The following is a 19,183-nucleotide window of genomic DNA, read 5'->3' as shown; positions in this document are numbered from 1 at the left end:
AATATGCAAAACTTAACTCAAAATAACGTTCACAATTATTTCAAATTAAATGGATATCATTTAAATGCAAAAGATTTGTGCCGTATTGCTTATAGTTTTATCAAAGAGGGAGATGCTTACGAACAATCGATTGGTGAGTTCTTTTTGGATTGGTTTGATAAAAAAGATTATATCGAAATGACTACTTCTGGAACAACTGGTCTTCCAAAATTGGTCAGATTGAAAAAACAGGCAATGATACAATCAGCGCTTGCAACTGGAGATTTTTTCGATTTAAAGCCAGGAGATAAAGCTTTATTGTGTCTTCCAACGCAGTTTATTGCAGGAAAAATGATGCTAGTAAGAAGTTTAATTTTAGGATTAGAATTGGATGTTGTTTCGCCAAGTCTTCATCCGCTTGAATTGAATAAAACTAGATACGATTTTGTGGCAATGGTGCCGCTTCAAGTTCAAAATTCAATTCAAGGACTTTCTAAAGTTCGAAAGTTAATTATTGGAGGAGCTAAATTAGATTCTGCTTTAGAAGAAAAATTGTTACCACTTAAAACGGAAATCTACGAAACGTATGGAATGACCGAAACTATTACGCATATTGCTGCGAAACGTTTAGGTGATTCTGTTTTTTCAATTCTGCCTAATGTAAAAATTTCTCAGGATGATCGTCAATGTTTGGTTATTAAAGTGGCTACCGTTTCGGATGATCCAATTGTAACAAATGATTTGGTTGAATTATTAAATGAACAGCAATTTAAATTTTTAGGACGAATCGATAACATAATCAATAGTGGAGGAGTAAAGCTAATTCCGGAACAGATTGAAGCTAAACTGATTGGAAAAATTGTTAATAGATTTTTCGTAACCGGACTTCCTGATGCTACTTTAGGAGAAAAAATGGTTTTGGTTATTGAAGGAGAAAAACAACAGTTTGAGTCTGACTTCTTTGACGTTTTAGGAAAATATGAAAAACCAAAGGAAATTGTTTTTGTGTCAAAATTCAAAGAAAACGAAAACGGAAAATTACTTCGTAAGCCAACTTTACAGGATTAAAATTCCAAATTGCTATACTTTGAAAGTTTTACTAAAAAAATAAAAATCCCAAATTTCAATAACTCAGATTGAAATTTGGGATTTTTAATATGAAGTAATTCCAAGAATTGGAATTTAATTTTAAGCTTTACGCTCCAAAAGTGCCATGTAGAATCCGTCAAAACCAGACTCTGAAGCTAACATTTTACGATCTTCAATGAACTTAAATTGTTGTCCGATTTCAGTTTTTAAGAATTTTTCTACTTGTTCTTGATTTTCTGATGGCAAAACAGAACATGTTGCGTAAACTAATTTTCCGCCTGGTTTTACAATTTTAGAATAACTTTCTAAAACCTCACTCTGAACTTTACGAATGTTATCGATAAATTCAGGCTGTAATTTCCATTTAGAATCTGGGTTTCTTTTTAAAACTCCTAATCCGCTACAAGGCGCATCGATTAAAACACGATCAGCTTTCTCGTGTAATTTTTTAATCACTTTTGTGCTGTCAATAATACGGTATTCAATATTAAAAGCTCCATTTCTTTTAGCTCTTAATTTTAATTGCTTTAATTTACTTTCGTACAAGTCCATTGCAATCAATTGCCCTTTGTTTTCCATTAAAGAGGCCATGTGCAATGTTTTTCCACCCGCTCCTGCGCAAGTATCAACTACACGCATACCTGGTTTTACGTCCAAAAATCCTGCAACTAATTGAGAGTTGGCATCCTGAACTTCAAATAAACCTTGTTTGAAAGCGTCAGTTAAAAATACATTTGCTCTTTCTTTTAAAACAAGAGCTTCTGGCTGGTCTTTTAAATATTCAGTTTCAATATTTAAATCCATTAAAGTATTTCTAAGGCTTTCTTTTGTTCCTTTTAAAGTGTTTGTTCTAAGGATGACTTTTGCTGGCTGATTTTGAGCAGTGATTTCTTTTGACCAAACTTTTTCGCCTAATTCCTTAACGCCCAGTTCATCCATCCAATCTGGAATAGATTCTTTTAGTGCTCTGTTTTTAGATAATTCGTCGAAACGGCCTTTTATTTTTCTTTCTGGTGTTCCCTCCAATTGTCTCCAATCTGGAATTGGATAACCGCGTAAAACAGCCCAAACAGCAAACATTCTCCATAGATTATCTCTGTCGTAAGGTTCTTTTACTTCGGCAATTTCAGCGTATAATCGTTTCCAGCGAACAATTTCGTATATCGTTTCAGCAACAAACTTCCTGTCAGAACTTCCCCAACGTTTGTCTTTTTTTAATGCTCTTGCTACCACTTTATCGGCATATTCTCCTTCATTGAAAATTGCATTCAAAGAGTCAATGGTAGTATAAACTAAATTTCTGTGTAATCTCATTTCTATAATTTGAGTTGCAAAGGTACTATTAATTGATTGAAAGTTAAATTTTTAATGCCGAATCTTATTCAGACTCACATTAAAAGAAAAAAACACTCTTATTTAGAGTGTTTTTTTGAAATATTTTTAAGGCTTTATTCTTTCGAAACAATACGCGTTAATCCAATATTTTCTGGAGCATGAAGCACCATTGGGAATTTTTCTACTTTAACAGAACTGCTGTCGAGACCAAAAGCTCTTTCTTCAGACAAACTCAGCTTTTTGATGAAGAAATAAGAATTCATGATAATATTTTCATGCCATCTTAAGTCGTTGTCGTTTGAAAGGAATTTCTCAGACAATACAAATTTAAAGTCTCCAATGATATTGTTTTTGTTTAAAGATTCGTAACGGCTGGTAATATCCACTTCGCCACGTTTTACCATATCTTTGATAACTTCTCTAAACATTAAGTTGATTTTTGTCGGTTCTCTAAAACCTAAATTAAAATCAATTCTGTAAATATCGTCTTTTGCTATTTCTGTTACTTTGTATTGCGTTTTGTATGGCTCAGTCAAAATATTAACGTGAACAAACCAATAAATATCAGCACGTTTTGGACGCTTTTGAAGAATAGAATAAATGATTTTTTCCTCTAATTCATCAATGCGGTTTGCGTTAGTCATATAAACTAAATGTGTAGCATATTTCGGGATAGATAAATCTTGGCTTAACTCTACCAAAACTTGTTTATAATCATCAATTTTAACGACTTTTGTGTAGTTTTTGTTGATTTTCTTAGCCAAATACCAGATTGTCATTACAGAAATCAGCATACTGGCAATAATCAACGTTACATAACCACCGTCGGCAAATTTTGTAATATTAGCAATTAAGAAACTGAACTCGATTACTAAATAAATGGTAATAAGCGGTACCATGAAATATAATTTCACACGTTTCATGATTAGATAATAGTTAAGTAATATGGTAGTCATGATCATGCATAATACGATTGCTAAACCGTATGCATGTTCCATATTACTTGACTTTTTAAAATGTAAAACGATACCAACACAGCCAAAAAACAATAACCAGTTAATTGATGGAATATATAACTGACCCTTTACTTCTGTCGGATATTTGATTTTTACTTTTGGCCAGAAATTCAAACGCATTGCTTCGTTAATCAAAGTAAACGAACCTGAGATAAGTGCTTGAGAAGCAATTACGGCCGCCAAAGTGGCAACTACAATTCCGAATGGTAAAAACCAATGCGGCATAATTAAGTAAAATGGGTTTCCGTTTTCTCCACCTAATTGTTGTAAAGTACTCCCTTCATGGTGTGTTAAATAAGCTGCTTGTCCAAAATAATTTAAGACCAGAGTCAGTTTTACAAAAATCCAGCTGATTCTGATGTTTTTTCGACCGCAGTGTCCCATATCCGAATATAAAGCTTCTGCTCCAGTTGTACATAAGAAAACCAATCCAAGTACAAAAAATCCTTCAGGATGAATTTGTAATAAATGGTAGGCATAATAAGGATTAACTGCTTTTATTACTTCTGGATGTTGTAAGATCTGGATGAATCCTAACGTTCCTAACATTGCAAACCAGATTAACATCATTGGGGCAAAAAATTTACCGACCAATTTAGTTCCAAATTGCTGAATGGTGAACAAAACGAATAAAATTGTAATTACAATGTATACAATTGTTTGCGTTTCCATAGTCGGATAGAATGCTCTAATTCCTTCTACAGCAGATGATATCGAAATTGGTGGGGTTATAATCCCATCAGCAAGCAAGGCGCTACCTCCAATTATCGCGGGTACAATGAGCCATTGAATTTTTGTTTTCTTGACTAATGCATATAATGCAAAAATTCCTCCTTCGCCATGGTTGTCTGCACTTAAGGTTATTAGCACATATTTTATTGTAGTTTGTAACGTTAAAGTCCAAAAGACACAAGAAATACCTCCTAAAACAATATCAGCATTTATGGTGTGATCTCCTAAAATGGCTTTCATTACATACAATGGAGAGGTTCCAATATCTCCATAAATAATCCCTAAAGTAATTAATAGACCCCCAATAGATAACTTACTATGTAAGTTTTTATGCGATGCGCTCATGTATAATTTTATAAAAAGACGGTTGCAAATTTACTCTTTTAAAACAAATTAGCAGCTATTATAATCAAAAAGATAAAAAAAAGCACAATCGTAAAATTGTGCTTCCTTTTTTGAATGTTATTTGTTTCTAAAATTAACCTCGTCTTCCACCTCCTCGAGAACTAGAACCGCTTTCTCTCTGGCTTTGTCCGCCTCTTGATTCTTGGCTTCCTCTAGAAGTTTCCTGATTCATTCTAGGAGATTCTGAACGCTGGCTTTGTTGTGGTCTAGCAGAATAATCTCTATTTGAATTGTTTGATTGGTTTTCAGAACTTCTTGAGCTTCTTTCTACTCTTGGAGAAGATGCTTCATTGTTTGAATATCTTCTTGATGATGCATTAGAAGAATTGTTATTTCCGTAATCTCTTGAAGTATTCTGAACTCTAGGAGTATTTTCAACTCTTGGAGAATTGTTATCACTATTAGAATATCCGCGATTAGTGCTTCTTGGTGTGTTTACATTTTCAGAGCTTCTGCCTGTAGAGTTGTAACCTCCATTTCTGCTGCCGTTTCCATAACCGTTGTTGGTTCTGTCTACAGAAGGTCTATTTGTCGTATTTCTGTTTTCTGCATAAGTTCTGTTAGAAGCTCCATTATTAGAAGTTGTTCTGCCAGTATAGTTTCTGTTTGTATTATAGGTATTTCTGTTAGTTTCTCTGCTAGCAACACGTCTTTGGTCTAATTCATATCTATTTGATGTGTTAGCATGTCTATCAGCGAAACTATAGTTCGGACGCATTCTTTCATAACCATAAGTACGTCTTGTTTCGTAGATTCGAGGAGCTGCATAACTTCTTCTTGCATTTACATAGTTGTAATGATTGTTTACGTTGATATAAACATTTACATTATTTCTATATCTGTAAACTGGATACGGGTTCCAAGCTGTGTAATAGGTTGGGTAATAACCCCAATACCAAGTTGAACAGTATGGTCTGTAATTTGTAACCCAGAAAGAAGAATAAATAACAGGAACTACGTTATAAACAGGTTCGTAAATGTAATTTGCTCCGTATAAATAAGTGTTGCCGACAACCTGAACGCTTACTTGGTTGTAATTGTCTCTTTCAACATCTATAGTTGCAATGTCTTGGTAGACATCACGATCTAAAACCGCTTGTATAATAACAACGTGCGTTCTGTTTTCAACACTCTCAATAACACGAAGATAATCCACTTCGTTATCTCCATTAAGGTCTAAGTTTGATATTTGATATTTTGGATCATTTAAACGTCTTTCAAAATCTTGAAGGTTAGCTGATTCTCCAAACATCGAGGCAACAGCTCTTAAATCTAAGTTATCGCTTATATCTGAGTTTTTTGCATAAACAGTAGTCTGACCTTGTACGGCACAAGAACTAATTCCTAATGCAAATAGGGCTAATAAAAGTATTTTCGCTTTCATGATAAAATCATATTGAAGATTAATATTCTGAGATATTCAATTACTGTGCCACAAAATTTTTACTGAATTGTTCTGTTCTTACGTATTGTTTTTCAGTTGTTTAGTTCTTGTTGTTGTTGCTGTTTTAATGTAATAAGATCCCGCATGGTAAACATTAATGGAATGATAATGTCTTTCGGCCTAATGCCAGAATTTGTTGTATAAGCCGCTTTTTGTCTCCATTCTTTTTTATTTTGTAATACAATTCAAAAAAAGTAAAAATTAGTTTTATTTTTTATAAATAATTGTATTTTAGCAAAACCCTAAATTTTAATTATATGAAAAAAGTAACGCTATTTTTTTGCATGTTTGTTTTGTTTGTGTCCTTTAAAACATTGACAAATAAGAATAAAGCAAATTTTGAAAATGGTTTTATAGCAATACAGGTTGATACTTTATTTCAGGAGAAAATTAGTATTCGTGCCATCGTAATCGATAAAAATAAGGTTTGGTACGGAGGAGATAATTCTCGCTTTGGCAGTTTTGATTTAGAAAAAAAAGAAAAATTTGAAGAGCATATTTACAGAGATACTTTAAAGTTAGAATTCAGAAGTATTGCTCAGAACTCAAAAAACATATTTCTGTTAAGTGTTGGAAATCCTGCATTATTATATCAGGTTTCTAAGAAAACCAATAAAGTGAAATTGGTTTACAAAGAAGTTCATCCAAAAGTATTTTACGATAGCATGCAGTTTTGGAATGATAAAGAAGGAATTGCAATTGGTGATCCAACAGAAGATGCATTTTCAGTTATTATTACAAGAGATGGCGGAGAGACATGGACAAAAGTTTTATCTCATAAACTTCCAACAAATGCTCAAGGCGAAGCGGCTTTTGCAGCCAGTAATTCGAATATTGTAATTAAAGGAAATGATACTTGGATCGTTTCTGGCGGAAAAAGATCTCGTGTTTTTTATTCTGGAGATAAAGGAAAAACCTGGAAAGCGGTAGAGACACCAATCGTGCAAGGAAAAGAAATGACGGGTATTTTTACTGCCGATTTCTACGATTCTAAACATGGTTTTGCTGCAGGAGGAGATTATGAATCGCCAATGCTGAAAACAGATAATAAAATCGTTACTAAAGACGGAGGAAAAACTTGGGAATTAGTTGGTCAGAATCAAGGTTTTGGATATGCTTCTTGCGTTCAATATGTGCCTGGCGGAGGAGGAAAAGAATTGGTTTGTGTAGGTTCTGGCGGAATTCAATATTCTCAAAATGGAGGAGAAACTTGGACTATGATGTCACAAGACGATAAACTTTTTACCATTCGTTTTATCAATAGAAATACTGCAATTGCGGCTGGTTATAATAAAATGGTTCGCATTCACTTTAGATAAAAAAACAAGAACCCTAAATAATAAAGTAAGTATTATTATATAGGGTTCTTATCGCTGTTGTTTCGTTAAGCTTAATCTTTATTGGCTTTGTCGCGATATTGTTGCAATAATTTTCGATTAAAATCGTCTTCTGATTTTTTAAGCAACAATATTTTCTTTGCAGGAAGTACTTTTTTCAGATTGCTCATGTATTTTTCGCGAAGCTGATATATTTCTTTATCTGTGCTTTCTATTTGAGATAATAAAGTCGCTGCTTCTTTATCTGAAAGATTTTTAAGACTGTCGTCTTTCAGCTGTTTCAGATAAGTCTTCATCTTTAAATACTTTAATTCATATTGCTTATCATCATAAGCATTATAAATAGGCCAGAATTTTTCTGCTTCGGTTGAAGTTAATTCTAATTCTGTTGTTAAAAACGACACTTTAAAAGCTTTAATTTTTTCTCGCTTTTCATCAATTTTTCCATTTTGTGCAAAAAATGAAAAAGTTGTCAGAAATAGCAATAGCGGTAAAATGTTTTTTATTTTCATTGTTAAGCTAAGTTGTTGAGTTAAGTTTGATTTAATTTTGTTCTGAAATTAAGTGTTCTATGTTTGGACTTGTAGCTAAAATATCTTCTAGTGTTTCGTCTTCTAGAGTAACATCGTTGCCTAATTTTTCAATATCACTGTCGTCTAAGGTTTGGATTAAATCGTATTGGCTGATATTAGAGTGATATGATAAGTAATTTTCTAAAGTAGCTTCATCAAGTTCGTTAGAATTGGCTTTGTAATTGTTTACAATCGGAATTAATAATGCAAAAACAATTACTGCCGCGGCCGCTAGTGTAAATGTTTTTTTGCGTTTGTAAAAAGGAATTACTTTAACTTCTTTTTCGTTTAATTGCTGTAAAACCTTTCCTGAAAAATCATCAAAATAATTGTCTGGGGTTTTAAAACCAGATTTTATTTTGGGTTCGTTTTCTAATTTAAATGTTTTCATAATACTTATAAGATAGTTTTAGTTACAAAAGGTTTAATTTGATGTAACATATAATTCAATTTTTTTTACTGCGTGATGATAAGATGCTTTTAAGGCTCCAACAGATGTTCCTAAGATTTCTGCAATTTCTTCATATTTTAATTCTTCAAAATATTTCATCTTGAAAACCAATTGCTGTTTTTCTGGAAGAAGTACGATTGCCTTTTGAAGTTTGATTTGAATCTCATCTCCGTCAAAATAAAGATCTGCTTTTAAATTGTCAATCGTTTTGTTTTGAAGATCTTCAGATGAAATTCCGCTTAATTTTGCTTTTTGCGATAAAAAAGTCAAAGCTTCGTTTGTAGCAATACGATACATCCAGGAAAAAAGTTTACTTTCTCCTTTAAAGTTTTTAAGATTTTGAAAGACTTTTACAAAAGTGTTTTGTAAAACATCGTCTGCATCGTCATGATTCAAAACGATGTTTCGAATATGAGAATACAAAGGTCTCTGATAATCAGACAAGAGTTTTTGAAACGCAGTATTTTGCGTTTCAGGACTTAATAATTGTTTTATAAATTCTTTCTCGTCTATCAAACTTTTTGTTTTGTAAACTTTCTTTAATAGAAGTAAGACAGAATTTAACGCAAAAGGTTTAATGCGTCTGTGAAATTATTTAAAATTCTGAATCTTCTTCTTTTGCAGGTGTTTGCGTTGGAGCAGGTGCAGGAGCAGCTGGTTTGCGTTTTACTGGCTCTGTGCGTGGCTGTTCTGTACGAGGTTCACTTGTAGTTTCGCCAGTATCTTCAGGAGCATAAACAGCCTCAGGAGTAACTGGAACTACTTTTGGTTTTATTGGGAAATAAATTTCAGTTACCAATTTAGATGAAGCTTTTACATCCAACTTGCTTAATGTCAAAATTTCAAGATGTGACCAGCTTAAATCTGGAATAATCTTTTCGTTATTTATGTAAGCTGTTGTTTTATTGATTGCTTCATTTCTATGTGAGTAATCTCCAGTTAGAGTTGTTTTTACGGCATCAAAACCATTCAGTTTTCCAGCTAAAATATCGCTTCCAGAACTAGTAGAAATTTCTTTATTAATAGGCAGACAGATTGAAATCTTTGCTAAACCAGTTTTAGTATCATAAGTATGATAAATAATGAATGGTTTTCCGCTTGCAGCCAAACCATTTGTTTCGCTAAAATGAATAAGTTTTGGAATCACAATTCTAGCATTCTTGTATACTTTGGCAATTTCGCTTGTAAAAGTCTGTTTGATATAAGGTGTTTCATCTTTCTTAACTACTCCATCTACTTTTACTGCATAAGTTTTGGTTTCGTAATCTAAGTTTTTGTCAATATTGGCTAAACTTTTTTCGTAGATAGTTCCGATAACTCTGTCAGAGCCTCCGTGTAAAGCAGTGTATATTTTAAACAAAAAACTCATAGTTCCTTTTCCTTTCCAAGTAACTTTTGTTTTTCCATTCAAAGTATCTTTTAATGTCCAATTTACATCAGCTTCTGTGCCGTCAAATTGCATTTTTTGGTCAATGCTTTCGCTTTCTTTTGTTTTAAGAATAATAGAATTTCCTTTTCCATCAGCACCATCCCAATAAAATGTAGCGCCATTTCCGCTAGTTTTATTAGGGTAGGTCATTTTTATAGAAGTATCTTCAATAGACCATGATTCAAAATCTTCGTAATTTCTAAAGTCATTTAAGTAGTTATAAACCGTTGTACGAGGAGAATTGATAACTTTACTTCTTTCTACAGAAAAATCGCCTTTCTGAGTAGCAACAAAAACAGTAAGGGCGACAAAGCTTAATAAGGCGAAAAGAAATAAATACTTTAGAATTTTCATGGCAGATTTTTTGGTTTCGGTAAAGTTATAAATTTTATTATGAGTCTTACTAATAACCCATAATTATTAGGTTTTATTTTATTGGAACCAGAGAATAATTTATCTTTTCAAAAATATTTTGATTACAAACAAAAGAACAATGAAAAGTAGAAAGGCAAGTAATACTTTGTAATTTCCTTTATAAAAGACTCTGTGTAATTTTAAATCTTTTCGATAAGCAAATATCATAATGATTACAAAAACGATAAAAAAACATATTCCAAATTGTATTTGACCTTGACTAAACATAGTTATAAAAATTTTTAGCAAATTTAGAGATTTGTAAACGATTTGCTGCTAAATTGCCTTTCCATTTCGGTTAATAAATTTTCAGATTTACAAGAAAGTGACTTAAATTAGCCAAAAAAAAGAAAACCACTATATGAAAAAACAACTTGACGCCGTAACAGAATTTCACACTGCTTTTAAAATTGGCCACAGCGATACGCCAGTTGCTGATGTAGGATCAGAGAAAAAATTGCTTCGTTATAATTTAATGAAGGAAGAAAACGAGGAATATTATGAAGCGGTTCAAAATAATGATTTAGTTGAAATTGCAGACGCTCTTGGGGATATGATGTATATTTTGTGCGGAACAATTATCGAGCACGGACTTCAAGATAAAATTGAAGCTGTTTTTGATGAAATCCAGCGAAGTAACATGAGTAAACTTGGAGAAAATGGACAACCAATTTATCGCGAAGACGGAAAAGTAATGAAAGGTCCAAATTACTTTAAACCAGATTTTTCTAAATTGTTATAAAAATAAAAAACCCGATAAAACTTAATTTATCGGGTTTCTTTTGTAATATGGTTTTGGATTATTGAACTTTAACTGTCCATCCGTAAGTGTCTTCAGAAAGTTTGTTTTGAAGACTTGTTAGTTTTTCTTTTAAGAAAGAAGCATACGAATTTTCGATTGGAGCCATTTCAAAATATTCATCTTTATAAGAGAATCCTTTGATCACGCTGATAACCGCTGCAGTTCCCGCTCCGAAGATTTCTTTCAAAGATCCGTTTTTAGCCGCTTCAACCAATTCAGTAACAATTACTGGACGAACTTCTACATTTAATCCTTCTTTTTCAGCCATTGCGATCAAACTTTTTCTAGTAACACCATCTAAAATTCTTTCGCTTGTTGGAGCTGTCAATAAAGTATCGTTGATTCTGAAGAAAACGTTCATTGTTCCCGCTTCTTCTAGTTTTGTGTGCGTTGCATCATCTGTCCAAATAACTTGTTGGAAACCATCTTTGTTTGCCAAGTTGGTTGGATAAAATTGAGCAGCGTAGTTTCCAGCAGCTTTTGCAGCTCCGATTCCTCCATTTGCAGCTCTACTATAATGTTCAGCAATGATAACTTTTACTTCACCTCCGTAATATGCTTTTGCTGGAGAAAGTAAAATCATAAATTTATATTCGTCAGAAGGATTTGCGATAACTCCAGGACCTGTAGCAATCATAAAAGGACGGATATACATACTTGCGCCGTTTCCTCTCTGAATCCATTCTTGATCAATTTTCAATAATTCATTTAAACCATCCATGAAAATATCTTCTGGAACTTCTGGCATTGCCATACGAACTGCAGAATTATTAAAACGTTTGTAATTTTCATCAGGTCTAAACAACCAAACATCATTGCTCTCATCTTTGTAAGCTTTCATTCCTTCAAAAATAGCTTGACCATAATGAAAGACTTTTGATGATGGATCCATTAAGATCGGAGCATAAGGCTTAATGACAGGGTTTTGCCATTGTCCGTCTTTATAATCGCATTCAAATAAATGGTCTGTAAATACAGCACCAAAACTTAAGTTTTCAAAGTCTACAGAGCTTATCTTAGACGAATCAGCTTTTCTGATTTCAATTTTGCTTGTTTGAGTTGTACTCATAGTTATGTAAGTTTTTTGTGTGATATTTTTCACTTAATAAAAATCAAAGTGATGATATCGTGTAAAATAGAATTTATAGAATGCAAAATTACGTAAAAATCTCTAAAACATTTAGTGAAAATTCATTATTTAATGGTTTTGACTGAGATTTATTTATCCTATAATAAACTCAAATATTTAACTGATTTTTATAAAGAATTTATGAAAAAACTATCGATTTTTAAGGCTTTACGCATTAGTTTTGACTAAATTTGATTGCTGAAATGGCTTGGAAATCAATAAATAGCTATTGTTAAATTGTGAAAAAGTGAAAAGAGAAATAATTAAAACGCTAGATGGCTCAACTACAATTCGTTTGCCAGAATGGGACGAATGCTACCATTCTAAACACGGTGCAATTCAGGAAGCAAAACATGTATTTATAAAAAATGGACTTTCTCTATTTGAGAATCCTATAAGTATATTAGAAATAGGTTTTGGGACAGGATTAAATACTTTTATTACTTTTTTGGAATCTGTTAAAAAGCAACAGATTATTGATTATGTTGGAGTAGAAGCTTATCCTGTAGATGCAGAAGAGATTTTGGAAATGAATTATGCTGAAGAATTAGAAGCGTCGGAATTTTACAACATTTTTGAAAAAATGCATAAATCTGAATGGAATGAAAAAATAGAAATTTGCGACCAGTTCTCCTTAACCAAAAGAAAACAATTTTTTCATGAAATAAACGATTTTGAAATTTTTGATTTGATTTATTTTGATGCCTTTGGTTACAGAGTGCAACCAGAACTTTGGAGTACCGAAATTTTTCAGAAAATGTATAATAGTTTAAAGCCAAATGGAGTTCTTGTTACATACGCAGCGCGAGGAGTTGTTAAAAGAAGCATGATTGAAGTTGGATTTACTGTAGAAAAATTAGCCGGACCTCCAGGGAAGAGAGAAATGTTTAGGGCCTTTAAAAAGGTTTAAATGAATTATTTAGAATCATTCCATATTGATTTATATGTTTTAAGAAAACGTATTCGTTGCTAATTTTTTTTAAAAAATAAGTTAAAAATGGAATTTATGTTAGTTAATTGTTTAAATTTGGCTCGAGTTTAAAAAATAGATAACCCCCGAAAATCTTATTTTATTATGTCAAAAATGATGTTTGATTACACGAAATCAATACTTGAAAGAGTTAGTTTCGATCCGATACTTTTCTGCAAAGAGCTAGAAAAAGCTATCAAAACACTGTTACCTTATGAAATGGAACAATTGCAAGAATGGTTATTAAATTTTGTAGTTGGAAAACCAGAATTAAAACAAAGTCTACAGCTAATTAAAGTATAAAAGAAAAGAAAGGAGCCAATTTGGCTCCTTTTTTATTACGCTTTCTTTTGCAACGGACTAATGATTTGAACGTTCTGAAAAACAATTGCGCCTTTTACAACGCCTGCAATTGTAGATCTCAGAGCATCAATAATTTGCATTTTTAATTCGCTCTTTGGGTAAATCAAACTTACCTCTCGAGCTGGTTTTGGTTCCTTAAAATTACGGAGTTTCAGTCTATCGGATTCTTTTAAGTCTAAAGTGTGCAAGTACGGAAGTAACGTTGTGCCAAGGCCTTCGTCTGCCAATTTAATTAAGGTTTCAAAACTACCGCTTTGAATCTGGAAATTATTTTGATCGGAGTCTGAGACATTTTTGCACAAATTCAAAATCCCATCTCTAAAGCAATGTCCGTCTTGTAATAATAGAATTTCGTTCAGATTTAAGTCGGCAACTTCAATTTCATTTTTCTGGAAACTTGAATGATGCTCAGGAATATACGCTACGAAAGGCTCAAAATACAAAACAATCTCTTTGATTTTTTCGTCTTCAAGCGGAGTTGCAGCAATTGCAGCATCTAAATGTCCATTCTTTAATTTTAAGATAATCTCTTCTGTATTTAACTCTTCGATCAAGAGTTTTACTTTAGGATATTTTTTAATAAAATTATTTAAAAACATAGGGAGCAACGTAGGCATAATCGTTGGGATAATTCCTAAACGAAATTCTCCTCCAATAAAACCTTTCTGTTGTTCTACAATATCTTTTATACGATCAGCCTCGTTTACGATATTCTTAGCCTGATTGACAATTTTTTGTCCAATATCGGTAAGCTGAATCGGTTTTTTACTTCTGTCGAAAATTAAAATATTAAGCTCTTCTTCAATTTTTTGTATTTGCATACTTAAAGTTGGCTGTGTAACGAAGCATTTTTCAGCAGCAAGAGTGAAATTTTTATGTTCAGCAACCGCTAATACATATTGCAATTGAGTTATAGTCATTTTGATAGTAATTTGTGATGCAAAAATAAGAAAATATAATTTTTATTTATGTTTATTTTAGTAAAGTTACTCTAAATTTGTAGTAAATTAGTGTAAAAAAGTAGATTATGAAGACAAATATTTTAGGATTACCTGTAAAAGAATCAGAATTATTAGTAAAAGAACTGAATGTATTATTGTCGAATTTTCAGGTGTATTATCAAAACTTGAGAGGAATTCATTGGAACATTCGCGGAAAACGTTTTTTTGATTTACATGTAAAATTCGAAGAATTATATACAGATGCGCAATTAAAAATAGACATGATAGCCGAAAGAGTTTTAACAATTGGAGGAACTCCATTGCATACTTTTGAAGACTATATCCAAAACAATAAATTAGCAGTTGGGAAAAATATTTCTAATGATGAAAAAGCGGTTCAATTAATTGTTCATTCGTTATCAGATTTATTAAAAATCGAAAGAGAAATATTGAACAAATCTGATGAAATTAACGACGAAGGAACTAATTCAATGATGAGTGATTTCATTTCTGAACAAGAAAAAACGATTTGGATGATGAATGCTTGGTTAGAAGAAACTTTGTAAATAATTGTTTTTTAAAGAATTAAAAGCAGAATGGAATGAAAATCGCATTCTGCTTTTTTATTTTTGTTAAATTTCTATCAAATCTCTTTGATTTTATTTGTTTAACGCTATTTTTGTTTCGATGAAATATATAGCTCGCATATTATTATTCATATTTATTGCCTTCTTATCGACCCCGACAATTGTTCAGGCGTTGAAGAAAGGGAATAGTGCGGCTATATCTTTTAGCATCGCTGAAGAAGAGGTGCATAAAGAACTTAAAAATGTAGTTCATCCAACTATTCTTGAGCACGAAGTTTTAATTCCGGTTTGCATCGAGAAAAAAACCATCATTTCTGAAAATATTGTCAAATTAGACAATATATCTCCGAGCATATTTGCTCCACCACCTAACGTAGCATAATACTTCCGATTATTTCGAACTTTAGCCGCATTTCTACCGAGATGTGGTAAATCTTTAATGAATAATTTTTTTAGTATTATATTATGACAAAAAAAATCAATCTTTTTGCCAACCTTAAATCTGATTTTGCTTCAGGTTTAGTGGTTTTCTTGGTGGCTCTTCCGTTGTGTTTAGGTATTGCAATGGCTTCTGGAGCGCCATTATTTTCTGGAATTATCGCTGGTATTGTGGGTGGTATCGTTGTAGGATATTTAAGCCAATCACATATTAGTGTATCAGGTCCAGCAGCTGGGTTAACAGCTATCATTTTAACCGCAATTACCGATTTAGGAGCTTTCGATGTATTTTTAATGTCTGTTTTTATTGCTGGATTAATTCAATTAGCATTAGGATTTTTAAAGGCTGGAAGTATATCGAACTATTTTCCAACAAACGTAATTGAGGGAATGCTAGCAGGTATCGGAATTATTATCATCTTAAAACAAATACCGCACGCTTTTGGTTATGATGCAGATTTCGAAGGGGATCAGGCTTTTATTCAAAACGATGGAAGCAATTCATTCTCATTTCTATTTGATGTTCTAAAGCATATTCACTTAGGAGCTGTGGTAGTTTCTGCAGTCTCATTGGTAATTTTATTGGCTTGGGATAAAGTTCCTTTCTTAAAAAGAATGAAACTAGTTCCTGGAGCTTTGGTTGCTGTTATTGCGGGGATTGTTTTGAATCAAATATTTATCTCTACAGGAAGCACTTTGGCAATTGCAAAAGAACATTTGGTTTCTTTGCCAGTTCCAAACTCTTTTGATGACTTTAAATCAATTATAATTACGCCAGACTTTACCGCTGTTACAAATCCGCAAGTTTGGGTGGTTGCTATTACGATTGCCATTGTTGCTTCTATTGAAACGCTTTTGTGTATTGAAGCTACCGATAGAATGGATGTGCAAAAACGTTACACTAACACTAATGTAGAGCTTAGAGCGCAAGGTGTTGGTAACATTATAAGCTCTCTTTTAGGAGGTTTGCCAATGACATCTGTAGTAGTAAGATCTTCTGCAAATAACAATGCAGGAGCAAAATCTAAAATGTCTGCCATAATTCATGGTGTACTTTTATTAATAAGTGTATTGTCTATACCAGTAATTTTAAACAAAATTCCGTTGGCAACATTGGCAACAGTTTTGATTTTGGTTGGATATAAATTAGCAAAACCAGCAGCCTTTATGCATTTCTGGAAAAAGGGTAAATACCAGTTTGTCCCTTTTATTGCAACTTTGGTCTTTGTCGTTGCGACAGATTTGCTAAAAGGTGTTGCGTTGGGAATTATCATTAGTATCATTTTTGTTTTGAGAGGAAACTTAAAGAGAGCTTACAACTTCAAAAAAGAAGAATATGAAGATGGCGATATCATTCATATCGATTTGGCGCAAGAGGTTTCGTTCTTGAATAAAGCGGCGATTAAGCAAACGTTAGCTGAAATTCCAGAGAATTCTAAAGTTATCATCAATGCTCATGATACAGAGTATATTTCGCATGATGTTTTAGATTTAATTCGTGAATTTAAAGAAACCAGAGCAATCGACGAAAATATAAAAGTGAAGCTCAAAGGTTTTAAAGAAGCATACGAATTAGAAAATACACCAGAAAACCATAATCATGTTACGATAGAACATTATTATGATGTGGCTAAAAGGGAAGTGGTTCAAAAAGAAGTTGTTAGGAAATAATAATTAAAATTAGGTATTTTTAGAAACAAAGAAATGTCAAATTTTAGGTAACTTTACATTCAAGTTCTTTTTTGAGACATTTTTAGAATTAGAAATTACCACACAAAAAATAAGAAAATGAGAAAATTTTATGAGCAGTTATTAGAAAATAATAAGAAGTGGGTTGAAAATTCATTGGCTTTAGATCCAAATTATTTTGCTGATCTTGCAAAAGGGCAGTCACCGCCATTATTATGGATTGGATGTTCTGACAGCCGTGTTCCTGCAAACGAAATTGTTGGTGCAAAACCAGGTGAAGTTTTCGTTCACCGTAATATTGCTAATATGGTTGTGCACTCTGATATGAATATGCTGAGTGTTTTAGATTACGCTGTAAATGTGCTAAAAATTAAACACGTAATTGTTTGCGGTCATTACGGATGCGGTGGTGTAAAAGCTGCTATGGGAAATCAATCTGTTGGTATTATTGATAACTGGATCCGCCATATTAAAGACGAATACCGTTTACACGATAAATATTTAAACTCAATTGAAGATGAAACGGAGCGTTTTAATGCTTTTGTTGAAATCAATGCTAAAGAACAAGTTTACAATTTAGCTAAAACATCGATTGTACAAAATGCTTGGAGAAACGGTCAGGATCTAATGCTTCATGGATGGGTTTACGGTTTGAATTCTGGATTTGTAACAGATTTGAATGTAAATATCGCTTCGAATGACGAACTTGATGAAGTTTATCAATTGAAATTTTAATTAAAAAATATAGTTCAAAAAAAATCGCCCTTTTACAGGGCGATTTTTTTTATTCGTTTTCGTCTAAATTCTCATTAAATGCTGATGGCAACATCGTTGGAATAAACTTGATTAATATCGGCAGTAATAAACTTCCGCCTGGAAGTAAAAATATGGTAAGCGACGGAATGGTTTTGCAAATATCCAAAAGCTGTTTTTTTACTTTCTTTTTTTCTTTTGCATCCAAATCTCGCGTTGTCGAATAGGCAAGAAGTACCATTAATTCTTTACTCTGAACGATTTCCTTAATTAATCTGTTTTTATTTCTAATGATTAATTTGACTACGCTATGAGTCATTTGATCATAAAAATGTTTAACAGGATTCGAATAATTAAAGTACGGAATCTTCTTTTTATGAGTCGTAATAAAAGTATTGGTTGTGTCCATACTTTGTGTTACAAAATCGTCAGCTACTCCCATTGTCGAACCTAAAGCATATAGAAAATAAGATTCTTCATTTTCTACAACTCCATCGCTCCACAAGGCCATTCCGGCCATATCGATTAAGTAATATTGTTCAAGTCTGTTTGTGAAGTATTCCAAACTTAAAGTTTCTAAAGTCTCTACTGTAACTTTCGAAAATTTAGAATAACGTATAGAAGCTTCAAAAAGTTTGATTAAAAGAGCATCGTGTTGCGATTTTGATGTTTTGGTTTTTAAAGCCAAACCAACAATTCCGAGTACAGTTTCTTCTATTCTTTTTAAATATTTTTCAGGGATTTCGCCATGTTCTAGATATTGTCTGAAAGCTAAAACATCAATAAACAATAAAGCATTGGTTACCAAATGCGAAAAGTTTTTACTAATGATGCTATCATTGGTTTGAACTCTCTGATCAATAATATTTTCTAGAGATAGGGAAGGAGTATCTTTAGGCAATAAAATTTTAAACAAATTAAATCCTTCTGGACTCATTTGCTTGTAAAATTTTAAAACTTCAGAAATAAAATGTTTAGGTTCCGAATTTCTTTTCTCTAAACAAAAAACATGATAGAGCGTATTTAGTAAAGCTACTTTAGAAATTTCGGTTTTAAACCAGCCTTTTATAGGTATTGGAAATTGAGAATCTATAGCAATAATATGTCCGTAGATGAATCCCGTTTCTCTCACTTTATAGTAAAACGAATCTACTGTTTCAAAAGGAATAGCTTCTGAAAACTTCTGTTCACTAAAAAACTTATCGATCCAGCCTGGTGCTGATGGGTTAATCATTGACTTAATTTTGCTGATGCAAAGCTATGTCTTTTTCTTGTTTTAGAATTCATTTTAAAATGAAATAACCGCTA

19 protein-coding genes are annotated in these 19,183 nt (G+C 32.4%); 9 read left to right on the top strand and 10 right to left on the bottom strand.

From position 1 onward, the window contains the following. The first annotated feature begins 3 nt into the window (after positions 1-3). On the top strand, positions 4-1,047 hold the full coding sequence (locus QLQ96_RS22065; RefSeq protein WP_482493274.1) for an AMP-binding protein: 1,044 nt from the start codon (positions 4-6) through the stop codon (positions 1,045-1,047). Positions 1,048-1,167: 120 nt separating this feature from the next. On the opposite strand, the gene QLQ96_RS22060 is transcribed toward QLQ96_RS22065, so the two are convergent. From QLQ96_RS22060 to QLQ96_RS22050, 3 genes are all read right to left on the bottom strand, one after another. Next, complete coding sequence (locus QLQ96_RS22060) at positions 1,168-2,382, bottom strand: RsmB/NOP family class I SAM-dependent RNA methyltransferase (protein WP_482493273.1); 1,215 nt, start codon at positions 2,380-2,382, stop codon at positions 1,168-1,170. Between the two features lie 134 nt (positions 2,383-2,516). Continuing rightward, positions 2,517-4,496, bottom strand: coding sequence for a KUP/HAK/KT family potassium transporter (locus QLQ96_RS22055; RefSeq protein WP_482493272.1), 1,980 nt, complete (start codon positions 4,494-4,496; stop codon positions 2,517-2,519). Positions 4,497-4,629: 133 nt separating this feature from the next. After that, a complete protein-coding gene (locus QLQ96_RS22050) occupies positions 4,630-5,940 on the bottom strand; it encodes a hypothetical protein (RefSeq protein ID WP_482493271.1) in 1,311 nt (436 codons plus the stop codon). 317 nt (positions 5,941-6,257) lie between these two features. On the opposite strand from QLQ96_RS22050, the gene QLQ96_RS22045 reads away from it, so the two are divergent. Then, positions 6,258-7,319 carry a WD40/YVTN/BNR-like repeat-containing protein gene (locus QLQ96_RS22045; protein WP_482493270.1) on the top strand — a complete coding sequence of 354 codons (1,062 nt, stop codon included), beginning with the start codon at positions 6,258-6,260 and terminating at the stop codon, positions 7,317-7,319. Positions 7,320-7,390: 71 nt separating this feature from the next. On the opposite strand, the gene QLQ96_RS22040 is transcribed toward QLQ96_RS22045, so the two are convergent. From QLQ96_RS22040 to QLQ96_RS22025, 4 genes are all read right to left on the bottom strand, one after another. After that, positions 7,391-7,849, bottom strand: coding sequence for a sensor of ECF-type sigma factor (locus QLQ96_RS22040; protein ID WP_482493269.1), 459 nt, complete (start codon positions 7,847-7,849; stop codon positions 7,391-7,393). Between the two features lie 31 nt (positions 7,850-7,880). After that, a complete protein-coding gene (locus QLQ96_RS22035) occupies positions 7,881-8,300 on the bottom strand; it encodes a hypothetical protein (protein ID WP_482493268.1) in 420 nt (139 codons plus the stop codon). 33 nt (positions 8,301-8,333) lie between these two features. Further along, positions 8,334-8,876, bottom strand: a complete 543-nt coding sequence (locus QLQ96_RS22030) for an RNA polymerase sigma factor (protein WP_482493267.1) — start codon at positions 8,874-8,876, stop codon at positions 8,334-8,336. A gap of 79 nt (positions 8,877-8,955) precedes the next feature. After that, entirely contained in the window at positions 8,956-10,143 is a 1,188-nt protein-coding gene (locus QLQ96_RS22025) for an SRPBCC family protein (RefSeq protein WP_482493266.1), read from the bottom strand. A gap of 421 nt (positions 10,144-10,564) precedes the next feature. Here QLQ96_RS22025 and QLQ96_RS22020 point away from each other — a divergent pair, with 421 nt between their 5' ends. Beyond that, entirely contained in the window at positions 10,565-10,945 is a 381-nt protein-coding gene (locus tag QLQ96_RS22020) for a pyrophosphohydrolase domain-containing protein (RefSeq protein WP_482493265.1), read from the top strand. A gap of 58 nt (positions 10,946-11,003) precedes the next feature. Here the strand turns inward: QLQ96_RS22020 and QLQ96_RS22015 are convergent, their stop codons facing one another. Beyond that, positions 11,004-12,074, bottom strand: coding sequence for a branched-chain amino acid aminotransferase (locus QLQ96_RS22015; protein ID WP_482493264.1), 1,071 nt, complete (start codon positions 12,072-12,074; stop codon positions 11,004-11,006). Between the two features lie 307 nt (positions 12,075-12,381). Here QLQ96_RS22015 and mnmC2 point away from each other — a divergent pair, with 307 nt between their 5' ends. Together mnmC2 and QLQ96_RS22005 are read left to right on the top strand one after the other, a co-directional pair. Beyond that, the gene (mnmC2, locus tag QLQ96_RS22010; protein WP_482493263.1) at positions 12,382-13,044 is read left to right on the top strand and encodes a tRNA (5-methylaminomethyl-2-thiouridine)(34)-methyltransferase MnmC2; all 663 of its coding nucleotides are present in this window, start codon (positions 12,382-12,384) and stop codon (positions 13,042-13,044) included. A gap of 165 nt (positions 13,045-13,209) precedes the next feature. Beyond that, positions 13,210-13,407, top strand: coding sequence for a hypothetical protein (locus QLQ96_RS22005; RefSeq protein WP_095928926.1), 198 nt, complete (start codon positions 13,210-13,212; stop codon positions 13,405-13,407). Between the two features lie 35 nt (positions 13,408-13,442). Here the strand turns inward: QLQ96_RS22005 and QLQ96_RS22000 are convergent, their stop codons facing one another. Further along, positions 13,443-14,387, bottom strand: coding sequence for a LysR substrate-binding domain-containing protein (locus QLQ96_RS22000; RefSeq protein WP_482493262.1), 945 nt, complete (start codon positions 14,385-14,387; stop codon positions 13,443-13,445). A 107-nt stretch (positions 14,388-14,494) separates the two neighbouring features. Here QLQ96_RS22000 and QLQ96_RS21995 point away from each other — a divergent pair, with 107 nt between their 5' ends. The 4 genes from QLQ96_RS21995 to can all read left to right on the top strand — a co-directional run bounded on the left by QLQ96_RS21995 (position 14,495) and on the right by can (position 17,857). Then, positions 14,495-14,974, top strand: coding sequence for a Dps family protein (locus QLQ96_RS21995; RefSeq protein ID WP_482493261.1), 480 nt, complete (start codon positions 14,495-14,497; stop codon positions 14,972-14,974). A 121-nt stretch (positions 14,975-15,095) separates the two neighbouring features. Beyond that, on the top strand, positions 15,096-15,377 hold the full coding sequence (locus QLQ96_RS21990; protein ID WP_482493260.1) for a hypothetical protein: 282 nt from the start codon (positions 15,096-15,098) through the stop codon (positions 15,375-15,377). 83 nt (positions 15,378-15,460) lie between these two features. Further along, on the top strand, positions 15,461-17,104 hold the full coding sequence (locus tag QLQ96_RS21985) for a SulP family inorganic anion transporter (protein WP_482493259.1): 1,644 nt from the start codon (positions 15,461-15,463) through the stop codon (positions 17,102-17,104). 117 nt (positions 17,105-17,221) lie between these two features. After that, positions 17,222-17,857, top strand: coding sequence for a carbonate dehydratase (gene can, locus QLQ96_RS21980; RefSeq protein ID WP_482493258.1), 636 nt, complete (start codon positions 17,222-17,224; stop codon positions 17,855-17,857). Positions 17,858-17,906: 49 nt separating this feature from the next. Here the strand turns inward: can and QLQ96_RS21975 are convergent, their stop codons facing one another. After that, on the bottom strand, positions 17,907-19,109 hold the full coding sequence (locus QLQ96_RS21975; protein WP_482493257.1) for an LETM1-related biofilm-associated protein: 1,203 nt from the start codon (positions 19,107-19,109) through the stop codon (positions 17,907-17,909). Between the last annotated feature and the right edge of the window lie 74 nt (positions 19,110-19,183).

It is taken from the genome of Flavobacterium sp. B167r (assembly GCF_056824315.1).
Note: the sequence above shows the minus strand (reverse complement) of the source record. Positions and strands in the feature narration are given on the sequence as shown.

What these genes read in the sequence shown, in the direction of transcription:
- QLQ96_RS22065 (WP_482493274.1), top strand. Translation starts at nt 4, where the DNA reads ATGCAAAACTTAACTCAAAATAACGTTCACAATTATTTCAAATTAAAT.
- QLQ96_RS22060 (WP_482493273.1), bottom strand. Translation starts at nt 2,382, where the DNA reads ATGAGATTACACAGAAATTTAGTTTATACTACCATTGACTCTTTGAAT.
- QLQ96_RS22055 (WP_482493272.1), bottom strand. Translation starts at nt 4,496, where the DNA reads ATGAGCGCATCGCATAAAAACTTACATAGTAAGTTATCTATTGGGGGT.
- QLQ96_RS22050 (WP_482493271.1), bottom strand. Translation starts at nt 5,940, where the DNA reads ATGAAAGCGAAAATACTTTTATTAGCCCTATTTGCATTAGGAATTAGT.
- QLQ96_RS22045 (WP_482493270.1), top strand. Translation starts at nt 6,258, where the DNA reads ATGAAAAAAGTAACGCTATTTTTTTGCATGTTTGTTTTGTTTGTGTCC.
- QLQ96_RS22040 (WP_482493269.1), bottom strand. Translation starts at nt 7,849, where the DNA reads ATGAAAATAAAAAACATTTTACCGCTATTGCTATTTCTGACAACTTTT.
- QLQ96_RS22035 (WP_482493268.1), bottom strand. Translation starts at nt 8,300, where the DNA reads ATGAAAACATTTAAATTAGAAAACGAACCCAAAATAAAATCTGGTTTT.
- QLQ96_RS22025 (WP_482493266.1), bottom strand. Translation starts at nt 10,143, where the DNA reads ATGAAAATTCTAAAGTATTTATTTCTTTTCGCCTTATTAAGCTTTGTC.
- QLQ96_RS22020 (WP_482493265.1), top strand. Translation starts at nt 10,565, where the DNA reads ATGAAAAAACAACTTGACGCCGTAACAGAATTTCACACTGCTTTTAAA.
- QLQ96_RS22015 (WP_482493264.1), bottom strand. Translation starts at nt 12,074, where the DNA reads ATGAGTACAACTCAAACAAGCAAAATTGAAATCAGAAAAGCTGATTCG.
- QLQ96_RS22005 (WP_095928926.1), top strand. Translation starts at nt 13,210, where the DNA reads ATGTCAAAAATGATGTTTGATTACACGAAATCAATACTTGAAAGAGTT.
- QLQ96_RS22000 (WP_482493262.1), bottom strand. Translation starts at nt 14,387, where the DNA reads ATGACTATAACTCAATTGCAATATGTATTAGCGGTTGCTGAACATAAA.
- QLQ96_RS21995 (WP_482493261.1), top strand. Translation starts at nt 14,495, where the DNA reads ATGAAGACAAATATTTTAGGATTACCTGTAAAAGAATCAGAATTATTA.
- QLQ96_RS21990 (WP_482493260.1), top strand. Translation starts at nt 15,096, where the DNA reads ATGAAATATATAGCTCGCATATTATTATTCATATTTATTGCCTTCTTA.
- QLQ96_RS21985 (WP_482493259.1), top strand. Translation starts at nt 15,461, where the DNA reads ATGACAAAAAAAATCAATCTTTTTGCCAACCTTAAATCTGATTTTGCT.
- can (WP_482493258.1), top strand. Translation starts at nt 17,222, where the DNA reads ATGAGAAAATTTTATGAGCAGTTATTAGAAAATAATAAGAAGTGGGTT.
- QLQ96_RS21975 (WP_482493257.1), bottom strand. Translation starts at nt 19,109, where the DNA reads ATGATTAACCCATCAGCACCAGGCTGGATCGATAAGTTTTTTAGTGAA.